Below are 14,728 nucleotides of genomic sequence, written 5' to 3' on the forward strand. Positions count from 1 at the left end.
TGCTGGGCTGGAAGAACCGCCCGGCGGTAGCTTGGGGAGGGGACATCCGGGCATAAGCCTCGGGGTCACCCACATCGCGGGCGATCGAGCGATGTCCTGATCCTTGCATGAATCGCCAGGTGCCCTGCAACTCCTTCCGGCGCGCCTGTCACCGTTGCTCCGTCATGTCCGGTATGGGCAACGGGCGTTTCTCCAACGCAGCCGCCATCACGTCCGGAAAGCGATCAGGCGTACAGGCGAACGCCGGCGCGCCCAGGGCCGCGAGGGCCGCGGCGTGCTCCCGGTCGTAGGCCGGCGCGCCCTCGTCGGACAGTGCGAGCAGCGTCACGAACTGCACGCCGGACGCCTTCATCGCGGCGACCCGTTTCAGCATCTCGTCCCGGATGCCGCCCTCGTAGAGGTCGCTGATGAGCACGACGACGGTCTCGGCGGGGCGGGTGATGCGGGACTGGCAGTAGGCGAGCGCGCGGTTGATGTCCGTACCGCCGCCGAGCTGGGTGCCGAAGAGGACGTCGACCGGGTCGTCCAGCTGGTCCGTCAGGTCGACCACCGCGGTGTCGAAGACGACCAGCCGGGTGTCCAGCGCCCGCATGGAGGCCAGCACCGCCCCGAACACCGAGGCGTAGACGACCGAGGCGGCCATCGAACCGGACTGGTCGATGCAGAGCACCACGTCCTTCTTCACGGCCTGCGCGGCCCGGCCGTAGCCGATCAGCCGCTCGGGGACGACCGTGCGGTACTCGGGGAGGTAGTTCTTGAGGTTGGCACGGATCGTGCGGTCCCAGTCGATGTCGCGGTGGCGCGGGCGGGCGATCCGGGCGGAGCGGTCCAGCGCGCCGGTGAGTGTGGCGCGGGTGCGGGTCGCGAGCTTCTTCTCCAGTTGCTCAACGACCTTGCGGACGACGGCCCGTGCGGTCTCCCTGGTCGTCTCCGGCATGACCTTGTTGAGCGAGAGCAGGGTGCCCACCAGATGGACGTCCGCCTCGACCGCCTCCAGCATCTCCGGCTCCAGGAGGAGCGCGGAGAGCCCGAGCCGGTCGATGGCGTCCCGCTGCATCACCTGCACCACGGAGGACGGGAAGTACGTCCGGATGTCGCCGAGCCAGCGGGCCACCCCGGGCGCCGAGGCGCCGAGCCCGGCCGTGCGCCGGCCGCCGTCCGCGGGCCGGCCGCCGGGAGCCTTCTCACGGCCGTAGAGCGAGGCCAGCGCCCCGTCCATCGCGGCATCCCGCCCCCGCAGCTCATGTCCCGTACCGTCCGCGCCGCCACCCCCGAGCACCAGCCGCCAACGACGGAGGCGTTCGACTTCGGAGGTGGGGGCGGTAGTGGGGACGGGGGTGGGGGCAGGGGTGGGGGTGAGGGCGGAGGGTGAGGCCGCCGTGGTTGCCGAGGTGGCTGGCTGAGTGGTTGCCGAGGGGACTGCGGCGGTGGTTGCCGGGGTGGGTGCGGCGGTGGTTGCCGGAGTGGAGGCTGTTGTGGCTCCGGCCTGGGGGCCGGGAAGTCGGGTGGTCACCTCATGGCTCCTGTCAGGCGGTTGCGGGCATCGTGCGCGCCGGGGCGCTCCTCGTCGAAGCCGTGTTGTTCGATGCCGAGCAGCAGGCGGAGGGTGGGCAGGACGGCGGCGGCGCGGTCGCGGTCCAGACCGGGGCCGAAGCCGGGCGCGGGCACGGCGTCGGTGACAGGGCCGGCGGGTCCGGTGGGGCCGGGCGAAGGTGCCGCGGGGCCGCGGCGGATCAGTTCACCGAGCGTGCGCCGCACCCCGGACTCGTACTCCGCGAACGTGCGGCGCAGCAGCGGGAGTACGTCCGTGAACGCGGTGTCCGGCACGCCGGTCAGCCAGCGGTCGACCAGGGCGAGCAGTCGTTCGTCATGGACCAGCAGCATGCCGCCGTCCCCGCCGGACCCGCTCCCCAGGAACCCTTCGAGCCAGCCGGCGGCGTCGGTGGGCGGGGTGCCGGGCGACAGAGCGAGCCCCATCAGCTGCTCGGCCCCGTCGGCCCCCAACCCCCCGTCGTCCAGCAGGAGTCGCGCCGCCCGCCCCCGGACCAGCCCGGGAACCGCCTCCCGGCCGCTGACCGCCCGCAACACCCCGGCCCAGCGCCCCCGCAGACCGGCACCCTCCTCGTCCGCGGGTTCCGGCCACGGCCGCGACTCCGGCGCAGAGTGCGGCTTGGACGTGGCGTGCGGCTGGGCGAGCAGGGTGACGGCGCGGTGCGTGGCGTCGAGGTGGCCGCGCATTTCCGTGGCGGCGTCGGCGTCCAGGCCGTGGCAGGCCGGTGGCAGGCCGACGAAGACCCGCTCGGCCAGGCCGAGGGCGACCTCCCGGAGCGCCCCGGCGTCCGTGCCGCGCACATCGCCGTACCTCACCGACCGGACGAGGGCGGGCAGCGCCTGGGCGAGATGGCCCACGTCCGCGTCGAGCGCCGCACGGTCCGACAGCGCCCGCATCACCACCGGCAGGGCGTCCGGGAGCCCGGCGAGCAGACAGCGCTCGGCGAGCGCGGTCACCTCGGCGAGCGCGGCCGCCCCGGACGCCTCGGCGGCGGCCTTGGCGGTGGCGGCGGCACGCACGGTCGTGCCCCAGATGCCGGCCTCGGCGACCCGCACGGCCAGCTCCGGTTCCCAGCGCAGCCGCCAGGTCTCCCGGAAGGTGCCGGTGCTGCCGCGGGAGCGGACCGGCTCGCCCCAGGGGATGCCGAGCAGCCGCAGCCGGTGCAGCAGCCGACTGCGGCCGCCGTCGGTCTCCTTGCGCAGGTCCAGCTCCAGCTCCCGTTCCAGCGCCTCCGGTTTGAGCCGCAGGGTGCGCTGACTGCGGGCCAGATCCCGCTGGAGGGGTACCGCCGGAGCGTCCTCCGGGACCTCGCCCAGCACCTCGCCGACCACCAGCCGGTCGTGGATCAGCGCGGAGGGCGCGTCGGAGCCGTCGCCCATCACGGCCCGGACCGCGTCGTCCAGTTCGGTCAGCCCGGCCAGCGGCCTGCCGCGCACCGTGGCCAGCCCCTCCGCGAGCCGCACCGCCTCGATGACGTGTGCGGACGAGACCGCGTAGTCCTCCTCGCGGAGCAGCCCGGCGACCTTGGTCAGCCAGCGTTCGACGGGGCGGTCGGGGGCGCTGAAAAGGTGGCCGTACCAGCCGGGCGAGGCGATGCCGGCGCCGTAGCCGCTGCGCCGGGAGAGCCGCCGGTGCGTCCAGGGGACCCAGGTCACCGCGGTCTTCACCTTGGGCAGGCCCTTGAGCTGCCGGCGGTCGGCGGTCACCGTGGTGCGGCGGCGCAGCGCCGGGACGTGCCAGGCCCCGCACACCACGGCCACCGCGTCACCGAACTCCCGTCGCGCGGCGTGGAGTTGGAGCCGCATATGGGCTTCGCGCACCGGGTCACGGTCATGGCCGCCGTCGCCGTACGTCTCGCGCAGCGCGCCCATCGCCTCGGCCAGCGCCGCGAACGGGGCCAGCGCGTCGGCGTCGGGGCGCCCCGGGCGGGCGGCGCCGGTCCCGGCGCGGTGCTCGACCACGTCCTCCCACCAGCGCTCCGGGTCGTCGTACCCGGCGGCCTCGGCGAGCACCCGGATCGGATCGACCCGCACCTGGTCCTGCTCCTGGACCCGGTCCCGATCCTGCTCCTGCTCCGGGTCGCGGTCCGGGTCGCGGTCCCTCTCGTCCGTCTGGTCCGTCTCGTCCGTCATGGCGAGGGTGTGCGCCGCGGGCAGGTCGATGAACCGGACCGGGACACCGTGTTCCAGCGCCCAGCGCATCGCCACCCACTCCGGGGAGAACTCGGCCAGCGGCCAGAAGGCGGCCCGGCCGGGATCGTCCTGTACATGGGCGAGCAGGGCGACCGGCGGCCGCATGCCGTCCCGCGCGGCCAGCGGCACCAGGTCGTCGGCCTCCGGCGGGCCCTCGATCAGCACCGCGGCGGGCACGCACTGCTCCAGGGCGGCCCGGACCGCGCGCGCCGATCCGGGGCCGTGGTGCCGCACCCCCAGCAGGAACGGGCCACGGCCGTCCGGCGGGGCTCCCGTGCCGTGCGTGCTCATGCGCTCACCTCACGGCAGGCGCGGTAGAAGTCCTTCCAGCCGTCGCGCTCGCGCACGACCGTTTCGAGGTACTCCTGCCAAACGACCCGGTCGGCGGCCGGATCGCGGACCACCGCGCCCAGGATGCCCGCGGCCACGTCGCCCGCGCGCAGCACGCCGTCGCCGAAGTGGGTGGCGAGCGCCAGGCCGTTCGTCACCACCGAGATGGCCTCGGCCGTGGAGAGCGTGCCGGACGGGGACTTGAGCTTGGTCCGGCCGTCGGTGGTGAGGCCGTCGCGCAGCTCGCGGAAGACCGTGACGACCCGGCGGATCTCCTCCAGGCCCTCCGGCGCGGGCGGCAGCTCCAGCGAACGCCCTATCTGGCCGACCCGCCGCGAGACGATGTCCACCTCGTCGTCCGGTGTCGCGGGCAGTGGCAGGACGACGGTGTTGAAGCGGCGGCGCAACGCGCTGGAGAGTTCGTTGACCCCGCGGTCGCGGTCGTTGGCCGTGGCGATCAGGTTGAAGCCGCGGACGGCCTGCACCTCCTGGCCCAGCTCGGGGATGGGCAGGGTCTTCTCCGACAGGACGGTGATGAGCGTGTCCTGGACGTCGGCGGGGATCCGGGTGAGCTCCTCCACCCGTGCCGTCATGCCCTGTGCCATCGCGCGCATCACCGGGCTGGGCACCAGCGCCTCCCGGCTGGGGCCGTGGGCGAGCAGCCGGGCGTAGTTCCAGCCGTAGCGGATCGCCTCTTCCGGGGTGCCGGCGGTGCCCTGCACGAGCAGGGTGGAATCGCCGCTGACCGCCGCCGCCAGATGCTCCGACACCCAGGTCTTGGCGGTGCCGGGCACACCGAGCAGGAGCAGCGCGCGGTCGGTCGCGAGGGTCGTCACGGCGACCTCGACGATCCGGCGCGGGCCGACGTATTTGGGCGTGATGACCGTGCCGTCGGCGAGCGTGCCGCCGAGCAGGTACGTGGCGACCGCCCACGGCGAGAGCCGCCAGCGCGCCGGCCGCGGCCGGTCGTCGGCCGCGGCGAGGGCCTTGAGTTCGTCGGCGAAACTGTCCTCGGCGTGCGGGCGCAGCACCTGGCCGCCCCCGGCCCCCTCCGCCGTCGTGTGCGTGCCGTCCGTCGTGTCGTTGATGAGCTCGGACATGGGTCCCCCTCGTCGCAAGAATCCGCGGCCGGCGCCCGGGAAGAATCCCTCCGGCCGCTTGCTGTTTCCAGCCTGCACCACACCACTGACAACGCCCCGAAAACCGTCTCTGACCTGCGAGTTCACCGAGCGGGAAGGGCATTGTCAGTGGGCCGTCGTAGCGTCGGAGACATGAATCCGCAGGGGGAACGCTGGACGACGGATCAGGTGCTGGCACTGGCGCCTGACGAGGCATCACGCAAGGCGGGCGGCAAGCTCGCGGCGCCCGGCCCGTGGTCGGAGACCGGCGCGGACGGCAGCGCGGTGTGGGGGCTGTGCAAGGGCAGTGGGAAGAAGCCGTACCAAGCGGTCGTGGACGTCAAGGGACCGGCCTTCACGTGCAGTTGCCCGAGCCGCAAGTTCCCGTGCAAGCACGCGCTGGGACTGCTGCTGCTCTGGGCGGGGGACGAGGGCGCGGTGGCGGCCGGTGAGCCGCCGCAGTGGGCCGGTGAGTGGCTGGCCGCGCGCCGGGAGCGCGCGGAGCGGCCGGCGGCCGGGCCGTCCGGTGCCGCCGCCTCGCGCGCGCCGGCCGATCCGGAGGCCGCTCGGCGCCGGGCGGAGCGCCGGATGCAGCGGATCGGCGCGGGCGCCACGGAGCTGGAGCAGCGGCTGGCGGATCTGCTGCAGTCCGGCCTGGCCACGGCCGGCCGGGAGGGTGGCGGCGCGCCGGGTGACGGCGGGGGACGCTCGTGGGAGGAGACGGCCGCGCGGATGGTCGATGCCCAGGCGCCCGGTCTCGCTTCCCGGGTGCGGGAGTTGGGCCCGGTGGTGGCGTCCGGCGCGGACTGGCCGGCCCGGCTGCTGGAGGAGTGCGCGCTGCTGCACCTCCTCGACCAGGGCTTCCTCGGCCTCGACCGGCTGCCGGCCCCGCTGGCGGCCACGGTCCGCGCCCGCGTCGGGCTGACCACGGATGCGGCGGACCTGCTGACCGGCCCCGATGCGGCGCCGGTCCGGGACCGCTGGCTGGTGCTGGCCCAGCAGGACAGCGACGACGGCAGGCTGACCACCCGCCGGATCTTCCTGCGCGGCGAGCGCACCGGCCGGATGGCACTGCATCTGTCGTTCGCCGGCGCCAACCGCCCTCTGGAGCTGGCCCTGCCACCCGGTCTGGTCATCGACGCGGACCTCGCCTACTACCCCGGCGCCCGCCCGCTGCGCGCCACCCTGGGCGAGCGGTACGCCCCGGCGGTCCCGGGCCCGGTGCCGCCGGGCTGCGGTATCGACGCCGCCCTGGCCGCGTACGGCGATGCGCTGCGCGACGAGCCCTGGCTGGACTCCTGGCCGGTGGTGCTCGCCGACGTCACCCCGATACCGGGCCGCGACGGCCGGGGCTGGCAACTGGCCGACGCGGACGGCGAGTCGGCGCTGCCGCTGGACCCGCGCTGCCTGGGCGGTACGGGCGTCTGGCAGCTGGCCGCCATATCGGGCGGCGCGCCGGTCACGGTCTTCGGCGAGTGCGGCCACCGCGGCTTCCTCCCGCTGACCGCCTGGGACCCGTCCCCGGTGTCCCTGTGACCCCGATTCCCGGCCGCGCCGGAGCGCGCGCTCCAAAGGACCCCATCCATCACCGATGCCTGGAGGACGAGCATGACGACCACCACCAGCCCTGAGACCCACCCGACACCCCCGACTCCCCCGACGACCGCCACCGCCCCGGCCCCCTGGCCCGATCTGGTGAGCGCGGCGCTCCTGGGCACCGAGCGGCGGCTGCCGCCGGTGACCGTACGGCCCGGGCAGAGTGCCGCGGCGGCCCTGCTGGACGCGGCCGCGGTGAGCACGGTGCGGCGGCGCGCCGCGCTGCGCCCCGCCCCGGCCGGTGAGCGGCCGGCCCCGGCACCGGACGACCCGCGGCCGCCGCTGCCGGCCGCGGCCCGCCGCCGGCTCGCCCTGCTGCTCGCCGACCGCGGCGGTACGGGAGGCGGCAGCCGCCGCGGCGCGGCCCCCGACCTGACCGAACTGCTGCCCCAGTGGCTGGCCGCCGCCGGCGAGTACGGCTACCGCGCCCCGGCGGCCCTGCTGCCCGCGCTGCTCGACGCCGCCCGGGCGCGTACGGACCTGCGGCCGGCCGCGCTGGCGCTGGCCGGGCCGCGGGCGCTGTGGCTGGCGCGGCTCAACGACGCCTGGAAGTTCGCGCTCCGGGGGACCGGCGGCGCGGCCGTCCTGCCCGAGGGAGAGGCGCCCGAGGAGATCGCGCGGCGGTGGGAGGAGGGGCTGTTCGCGGAGCGGGTGGCCCTGCTGACGGCGGTCCGCCGCCGCGACCCGGAGGCGGGCCGGGAGCTGCTGCGGACGACCTGGTCCACGGAGCGCGCCGAGGACCGGCTGATGTTCCTCGACTCGCTGCGCGAGCGGCTCACGGCGGGGGACGAACCCTTCCTGGAGCAGGCGCTGTCCGACCGCAGCCGCACGGTCCGGGCCACCGCCGCCGAGCTGCTCACCGCGCTGCCCGGTTCGGCCCTCGCGGCCCGGATGGCACAGCGGGCACACGTCTGCGTGACCCTGGACCCCTCGACGGGCCAGGAGGCGGTGATCCGGGTCGAGCCGCCCCAGGAGTGCGATGCGGGGATGCAGCGGGACGGAGTGGTGCCCAAGCCGCCCTCCGGCCGGGGCGAACGGTCCTGGTGGCTGGGCCAGTTGGTGGAGGCGACCCCGCTCGGCGGATGGGAGGAGCGGTTCGGCGGCCGCGGTCCGGAGGAGATCGTCGCGCTCCCGGTGGCCGACGACTGGCGGACCGAGCTGCACGACGCCTGGTGCCGGGCCGCCGTGCGCCAGCGGGACGCCGCCTGGGCGCGGGCCCTGCTGGGCGTGCCCGGCGCGCCGTCCCGGACCGGCGAGGTCGCACCGGCCGGCTCCGCACGGGACCTGACGAAGCTGCTGACCGTACTGCCGGACGGTGAACGGGCCGGCTGGGTGGCGGAGTTCATCGCCGCGCACGGCCTGTCGGACGCGTTCCGGATGCTCGGGGTGTGCGCGGTCCCCTGGGCCGAGCCGCTGGGCCGGTCCGTCGTCGACGCCCTGGACATCGCCCGGGACGCCGGCAGCTATCCGTGGAGCTTCAGCGGGGTGATGGGCCTGGCCGAGCGCTGTCTCGACCCGGCGGCGGCGGACCGGCTCGCGATGCTCACCGCGGTCACCGACGAGCCCGAGGGCGCCTCACCCGGCTCCGGCGGCTACTGGTCCGAGGCGTTCCAGCGGCTGGTCGGCACGCTCCGGCTGCGCGCCACGATGCACGCCGAGCTCCTCCCGCCGGACGCCGAGGCCACCGACGGCAGCGGCCCGACCACCGCCGATGCCGCTGCTGCCACCGATGTCGATACGGCTGCCGCTACCGCCGTCCCGGACGACGGGTCGGCACCATGATCACTCCCGTCGCCCCCGGGGCCTCAGACCGCCAGCGGGCGCACGTTCGCGTTGACCCACTCCACGATCGAGGCGGTGGTCGCGCCGGGCGTGAAGATCTCGGCGACGCCCTGGGCCTTCAGCGGGGGAATGTCGGCCTCGGGGATGATGCCGCCGCCGAAGACCTTGATGTCCGCCGCGTCGCGCTCCGCCAGCAGGGCGATGACCTTCGCGAAGAGGGTGTTGTGCGCGCCGGAGAGGATGGACAGCCCGATCGCGTCGGCGTCCTCCTGGATCGCGGTGTCGACAATCTGCTCCGGGGTCTGGTGCAGCCCGGTGTAGATGACCTCCATACCGGCGTCGCGCAGCGCCCGGGCGATGACCTTGGCGCCCCGGTCGTGCCCGTCCAGCCCCGGCTTGGCCACCACGACACGGATCGGCCCCGACCGGCCCGCCACGCCAGGGGTCCCCGCCTGCGCTCCGTCCTGCCGAGCCACACTCATCACTGCCTCCAAGCCCTGCACGGCACGGTGGTGCCGCAAAGCCGACAATCGGGCGCGCGACCGCGATCCGGCGGCCACGACGTGAACGAACGTTATCGCCAGCATCCAGTATCCAGCCGTTTCGTGACATCCGGCGAGGGGGAAATCACACCTGGGACACGTTCGCTACGCGCCGCGTTCCGTGCGTCGTGCCGCCAGGGCCGGGCGGAGTGCGCGCGGGCCGGGCGTCCGGGGAGCCGCAGCCGGGCCGCCGCACCATGGATCGTCACGCGCATCGGGGCGAGTGCGCCCGTGCGCCGCCGCTCATGGCTTCCCACGAGGGCATCGGGGTCAGCGCCGCCTGCCGCATGCCGTTCGGGAGGTCGGTCATGCAGACCCTGCCCTGTCTTCGCACCACGCTGGTGGACCTGGCGGTCCTCGCCGGGCATCTGCTCCTCTATCCCACCGGCATGCACCGGGAACGTCCCGTGCCGGGGCCGTCCCGCTCGACGGAGGACGCCCCTCCGCTCCTCCCGACCGAGGGCCGGGCGCATCCGCCCGTCCTCCTGCTGCACGGCTTCATCGACAACCGCTCGGTCTTCGTGCTGCTGCGCCGTTCGCTGCTGCGCCACGGCTGGTGCCATGTCGAGGCGCTCAACTACTCCCCGCTGACCTGCGACCTGCGGAAAGCGGCGGAGTTGCTGGGCCGGCACGTGGCGGACGTCTGCGTGCGGACCGGTCACCGCCGGGTGGACCTCGTCGGGCACAGCCTGGGCGGTCTGATCGCCCGCTACTACGTCCAGCGGCTCGGCGGCGACGCCCGGGTCCGCAGGGTCGTCACCCTCGGCACCCCGCACGCCGGCACCCGCATAGCCCCCTTGATGTCGGCGCACCCGATCGTCCGCCAGATGCGCCCCGATTCCGAGGTGATAGCGGAGTTGTCGCGGCCGGCGCCGAATTGCCGGACGCAATTTGTCGCTTTCTGGAGTGAGGCGGATCAGGTGATGATTCCAGCCACCGCGGCCAGAATCGATCACCCGGATTTGCTCGCCCACAACGTCCATGTCGCCGGTGTCGGACATCTCGCCCTCCCGGTGAACGGCACCGTCGCGGCCGGCATACGGGAGGCACTGGCCGCGGCGGGTCCGGCAGCCGAAGAGGGAGCCGGCGGAGCCATATCCGTGGCCTGAGGCCGCTCCGCTCCGTGACCGGCGATCGAACGGCTATCGAACGGGGCGCCAAGAACTCGCATGGGCTCTGCCGAAAGGCGGCCAAATGCCCGGTCTCGCGAAGCGTAAAACCCGTGGAAGATTGTCGCCGTCGTGTACCGCCGGGTACAGTCGCCGCTAATTCTCCTGCTGCCGAGGCGAAAGAGAAGTTGGTGAACGACCGTCACCCATCGGAGGCCGCGCTTCCGACCGGCTCCGCTTCCGACGCCTCGTATGCGCACTATCCGGCCTACGAGTCCTACGGACAGCAGCATGCCCCGGCCGGCGGTGCCGAATACGGCGACGGCGACCCCCTCTTCGGCTCGCTGCCCGGCGCATACGACACCGGTGCCCACGCCACGGGCGGTTACGACACCGGCGGCTATCCCGGCGGGACGTACGACACCGGCGCCTACGACATGAGCACCTACGGCACGGGCAGCTACGGCACCGGCGACTACGGCACGGGCACGTACCCCACGGCGGGCGACGGCTACGCCACCGGCACGTACGACACCGGCGGCTACCCCACGGCGCAGTGGGACACCGGCGCCTACGACCCGTACGCGCACACCGCCTACGAAACCCCGGCGCAGGACCCGAGCGGCTACGACGCCCACGGCGCCACGGTCTACGGCATCGGCGGGTACGACACCGGGAACCACCCCACCACCGGCTATGACACCGGCAGTTACGCCGCCGGCGCGTACGAGGCGTACGGGACGACCGGGGCCTACGAGACGCTGGGCACGCAGGAGCCCGCCGGGACGTACGGGACGCCGGGCGGCTATGACGCCCTCGGGCAGCAGGCCACCGCGGTCGAGGAGACCGCGGCCTTCGATACGGCAGCCTTCGAAATGGCGTCCTTCGAGACCGCCACCTTCGACACCGTCGGCGTCGACGCGCTGCGCCCGGACCAGCTCGACACCGCGAGCTACGAAGCCACCGCGATCTGGTCCACCACCGACCAGCCGCTGATGACCGGCATCCCCGCCCAGCCCGGCCCGCCCCCGGCCGACTCCGCCGCCTGGGACGACCGCGACGACACCGGCGCCACCGACGAGGCCCCGGGCCAAGAGGCCGCCGCCGTGGCCGAGGCCCCGACCCAGGCGATGCCGCTGACCGCTCCGGCCCCCGCCCCGGCCGGCCGGCGGGTCACCGGGCCCGCCGCCGGGAAGCCGGTCCGCGGCCGCGGCCGGCGCCGCCCGGCGAAGCGTTCGGCACTGCTGACCGTCGCCGTGCCGTCGGTCGCCGCCATGGGCGTCTGCGGGGTGGCCGCCGCGTCCGTCGCCGGTCTCGGCGGCAACGACAAGGACGACACCACCACCCAGGCCACCGCGCCCGACCCGGGCGGCGTCCAGCGGGCCGCGGCCAACAAGAAGCTCGACACCCAGCTCGCCGGACTCAGCGCGGGCGCCGACGACTTCCGCGACCGGGCCAGCCGCACCCAGGAACGGCTCGACCTCAAGGAACGCCAGGCGCAGGAGCGCAAGCGGAAGGCGGAGGAGGCCGCCCGCAAGGAGGCGATGCGGCCGAAGTTCGTCCTGCCGGTGACCCAGCACGGGCTCAGCGCGCTCTTCGGCCAGGCCGGTGTGAACTGGATGTCCGTGCACACCGGAATCGACTTCCCGGTCAGCTACGGCACCCCGGTCATGTCCGCCACCGACGGCACCGTCCGGACCCAGTGGAACTCCGCCTACGGCAACATGGCGATCGTGACCGCGCCGGACGGCACGGAGACCTGGTACTGCCATCTGAGCAGCACCAAGATCCGGTCGGGTTCGGTCAAGGCCGGTGAGCAGATTGCCTATTCGGGCAACTCCGGCAACTCCACCGGGCCGCATCTGCACTTCGAGGTGCGTCCCGGGGGCGGCGCGGCGGTCGACCCGATCCCGTGGCTGCGCAGCCACGGCCTGAACCCCAACTGACGCCAGGCGTACCGTTCCCGCAGCGCCGGCCACCGCCGGCGCTGCAGCACTCCGTCAGGGCTTCCAGGACTCCGTCAGAGCTTCTCCACCGGTGCGTACCGCAGCAGCAGCCGCTTGGGCTTCTCGCCGCCGAAGTCGATCGTCGCCTCGGCGTTGTCCCCGCTGCCCTTGACGGCGACGACCGTGCCCAGCCCGAAGCTGTCGTGCGTGACGCGGTCGCCGACGGCCAGCGAGACCACCTGGCGGTCGCTGGTCCGCCGGGTGGCGAATCCGCTCGGCCCCTTGGCGCGGGAGGACAGCGCGGAGCCGATGCCCCCGCCGAAGCCGCCACCGCCGCCGCCCCGGGACGACAGCCCGCCCATCGACGCGGAGGGCGTCGCCGGGCCGGTCCGCTTCCACTCGACGTAGTCGTCCGGGATCTCCTCCAGGAACCGCGACGGCGGGTTGTACGAGGGCTGGCCCCAGGCGCTGCGCATCGTCGAGCGGGTGACGTACAGCCGCTCGCGGGCGCGGGTGATGCCGACGTACGCCAGCCGGCGCTCCTCCTCCAGCTCCTTGGTCTGGCCCAGCGCGCGCATGTGCGGGAAGACGCCGTCCTCCATGCCGGTCAGGAAGACCACGGGGAATTCCAGGCCCTTGGCGGTGTGCAGCGTCATGAGGGTGACCACGCCGCTGCCTTCCTCGTCCTCGTCGGGGATCTGGTCGGAGTCGGCGACCAGCGCGACCTGTTCGAGGAACTCGGAGAGCGTGCCCGGATTCGCCTCGCCGCGGTCCTGCTCGAATTCCAGGGCGACCGCGGCGAGTTCCTGGAGGTTCTCGATCCGGGTCTCGTCCTGCGGGTCGGTGGACGCCTGGAGTTCGGCGAGGTAGCCCGTGCGCTCCAGGACGGCCTCCAGGATCGTGGCGGGCCCGGCGCCGGACTCCACGATCGTCCGCAGCTCCTCCATCAGGACGTTGAAGCGCTTGACGGCGTTGGCGGAGCGGGCCGCCATGCCGTACGCCTCGTCGACCCGGCGCAGGGCCTGCGGGAAGGTGATCTTCTCGCGGAGCGACAGGGCGTCGATCATCGCCTCGGCGCGCTCGCCGATGCCGCGCTTGGGGACGTTCAGGATGCGGCGCAGCGGGACGCTGTCCTCGGGGTTGGCGAGCACGCGCAGGTACGCGAGGACGTCGCGGACCTCCTTGCGCTCGTAGAAGCGCACTCCGCCGACGACCTTGTAGGGCAGCCCGACCCGGATGAGGATCTCCTCGAAGACGCGGGACTGGGCGTTGGTGCGGTAGAAGACGGCGACGTCGCCGGCCTTGGCGTCGCCGGCGTCGGTCAGCCGGTCGATCTCGTCGGCGACGAACTGCGCCTCGTCGTGCTCGGTGTCGGCGACATAGCCGTTGATCTTGGCACCGGCACCGGCGTCGGTCCAGAGGTTCTTGGGGCGGCGGTTCTCGTTGCGCTCGATGACGGCGTTGGCGGCGGACAGGATCGTCTGCGAGGAGCGGTAGTTCTGCTCCAGCAGGATCGTGGTCGCGTCCGGGTAGTCCTCCTCGAACTGGAGGATGTTGCGGATCGTGGCGCCGCGGAAGGCGTAGATCGACTGGTCGGCGTCACCGACGACGCACAGCTCGGCGGCGGGGATGTCGGCGGTGCCGGTGCCCACGAGCTCGCGGACGAGGGTGTACTGGGCGTGGTTGGTGTCCTGGTACTCGTCGACGAGGACGTGCCGGAAGCGGCGGCGGTAGTGCTCGGCGACGTCCGGGAAGGCCTGGAGGAGGTTGACCGTCGTCATGATGATGTCGTCGAAGTCCAGGGCGTTGGCCTCGCGCAGCCGCGCCTGGTACATCGCGTACGCCTCGGCCAGCGTCTTCTCGAATCCGTCGGCAGCCGTCCCGGCGAAGGTCTCCTCGTCGATGAGCTCGTTCTTGAGGTTGGAGATCTTCGCGCTGAAGGACTTGGGCGGGAAGCGCTTGGGGTCGAGGTCCAGATCGCGGCAGACCAGGGCCATCAGGCGCTTGGAGTCGGCGGCGTCGTAGATCGAGAAGGAGGACGTGAAGCCGAGCTTCTTGGACTCGCGGCGCAGGATCCGCACGCAGGCGCTGTGGAAGGTGGAGACCCACATGGCGTTGGCGCGCGGGCCGACCAGCTGCTCGACGCGCTCCTTCATCTCGCCGGCGGCCTTGTTCGTGAAGGTGATCGCGAGTATCTGGCCGGGGTGGACGTGCCGCTCGGCGAGCAGGTGCGCGATGCGGTGGGTGAGCACCCGGGTCTTGCCGGACCCGGCGCCGGCGACGATCAGCAGCGGGCCGCCGGTGTGCACCACGGCGGCCTTCTGCTGGTCGTTGAGCCCCTCGAGCAGCGCGGCGGGGTCGAGGGCCGGGCGGGCGGCGCCGTCGCGGTAGTACGCGTCCCTGGGCACGGGCGCGTCGAACCGCCCGCCGAACAGGTCGGCGGGGATCTCCTCGGGGACCGGCCCGTGCTCGTCCTCGGGAGGCGGCGGGGGCTCCTCGTCCTTGTGGCCGAGGTCCGCCAGGAAGCTGTCGTCAAAGAGGCTGCTCATCGCCCACCGAGT

At 73.8% G+C, this 14,728-nt stretch carries 9 protein-coding genes; 4 read left to right on the top strand and 5 right to left on the bottom strand.

Going from position 1 to position 14,728, the window contains the following annotated elements; genetic code table 11:
• Positions 1–148 precede the first annotated feature (148 nt).
• The 3 genes from ACZ7MX_RS07245 to ACZ7MX_RS07255 form a co-directional block, all read right to left on the bottom strand.
• Entirely contained in the window at positions 149–1,282 is a 1,134-nt protein-coding gene (locus tag ACZ7MX_RS07245; protein WP_472130606.1) for a VWA domain-containing protein, read from the bottom strand.
• 227 nt (positions 1,283–1,509) lie between these two features.
• Complete coding sequence (locus tag ACZ7MX_RS07250) at positions 1,510–4,035, bottom strand: DUF5682 family protein (protein WP_472130112.1); 2,526 nt, start codon at positions 4,033–4,035, stop codon at positions 1,510–1,512.
• Positions 4,032–5,174, bottom strand: a complete 1,143-nt coding sequence (locus ACZ7MX_RS07255; protein ID WP_472130114.1) for an ATP-binding protein — start codon at positions 5,172–5,174, stop codon at positions 4,032–4,034. Before ACZ7MX_RS07255 ends, ACZ7MX_RS07250 begins: the two co-directional genes overlap by 4 nt.
• Positions 5,175–5,345: 171 nt before the next feature.
• Here ACZ7MX_RS07255 and ACZ7MX_RS07260 point away from each other — a divergent pair, with 171 nt between their 5' ends.
• Both ACZ7MX_RS07260 and ACZ7MX_RS07265 read left to right on the top strand, forming a co-directional pair.
• On the top strand, positions 5,346–6,728 hold the full coding sequence (locus tag ACZ7MX_RS07260; protein WP_472130116.1) for an SWIM zinc finger family protein: 1,383 nt from the start codon (positions 5,346–5,348) through the stop codon (positions 6,726–6,728).
• A gap of 72 nt (positions 6,729–6,800) precedes the next feature.
• A complete protein-coding gene (locus tag ACZ7MX_RS07265) occupies positions 6,801–8,570 on the top strand; it encodes a DUF5691 domain-containing protein (protein ID WP_472130118.1) in 1,770 nt (589 codons plus the stop codon).
• A 23-nt stretch (positions 8,571–8,593) separates the two neighbouring features.
• Here ACZ7MX_RS07265 and ACZ7MX_RS07270 read toward each other — a convergent pair whose 3' ends face one another.
• Positions 8,594–9,052, bottom strand: a complete 459-nt coding sequence (locus ACZ7MX_RS07270) for a cobalamin B12-binding domain-containing protein (RefSeq protein ID WP_472130120.1) — start codon at positions 9,050–9,052, stop codon at positions 8,594–8,596.
• 347 nt (positions 9,053–9,399) lie between these two features.
• Between ACZ7MX_RS07270 and ACZ7MX_RS07275 the strand changes: the two genes are divergently transcribed.
• Positions 9,400–10,221: an esterase/lipase family protein gene (locus ACZ7MX_RS07275; protein ID WP_472130608.1), complete on the top strand. Its 822-nt coding sequence runs from the start codon at positions 9,400–9,402 to the stop codon at positions 10,219–10,221.
• Positions 10,222–10,412: 191 nt separating this feature from the next.
• Positions 10,413–12,167, top strand: coding sequence for a M23 family metallopeptidase (locus ACZ7MX_RS07280; protein ID WP_472130121.1), 1,755 nt, complete (start codon positions 10,413–10,415; stop codon positions 12,165–12,167).
• A 74-nt stretch (positions 12,168–12,241) separates the two neighbouring features.
• Here the strand turns inward: ACZ7MX_RS07280 and pcrA are convergent, their stop codons facing one another.
• The gene (gene pcrA, locus ACZ7MX_RS07285) at positions 12,242–14,716 is read right to left on the bottom strand and encodes a DNA helicase PcrA (RefSeq protein ID WP_472130123.1); all 2,475 of its coding nucleotides are present in this window, start codon (positions 14,714–14,716) and stop codon (positions 12,242–12,244) included.
• Between the last annotated feature and the right edge of the window lie 12 nt (positions 14,717–14,728).

The sequence above is a fragment of the Streptomyces sp. NPDC107765 genome (assembly GCF_055657085.1).

Excerpts from the sequence above, each read along its gene's own strand:
- ACZ7MX_RS07250 (WP_472130112.1), bottom strand. The coding sequence starts at position 4,035 with ATGAGCACGCACGGCACGGGAGCCCCGCCGGACGGCCGTGGCCCGTTC.
- ACZ7MX_RS07255 (WP_472130114.1), bottom strand. The coding sequence starts at position 5,174 with ATGTCCGAGCTCATCAACGACACGACGGACGGCACGCACACGACGGCG.
- ACZ7MX_RS07260 (WP_472130116.1), top strand. The coding sequence starts at position 5,346 with ATGAATCCGCAGGGGGAACGCTGGACGACGGATCAGGTGCTGGCACTG.
- ACZ7MX_RS07265 (WP_472130118.1), top strand. The coding sequence starts at position 6,801 with ATGACGACCACCACCAGCCCTGAGACCCACCCGACACCCCCGACTCCC.
- ACZ7MX_RS07270 (WP_472130120.1), bottom strand. The coding sequence starts at position 9,052 with ATGAGTGTGGCTCGGCAGGACGGAGCGCAGGCGGGGACCCCTGGCGTG.
- ACZ7MX_RS07275 (WP_472130608.1), top strand. The coding sequence starts at position 9,400 with ATGCCGTTCGGGAGGTCGGTCATGCAGACCCTGCCCTGTCTTCGCACC.
- pcrA (WP_472130123.1), bottom strand. The coding sequence starts at position 14,716 with ATGAGCAGCCTCTTTGACGACAGCTTCCTGGCGGACCTCGGCCACAAG.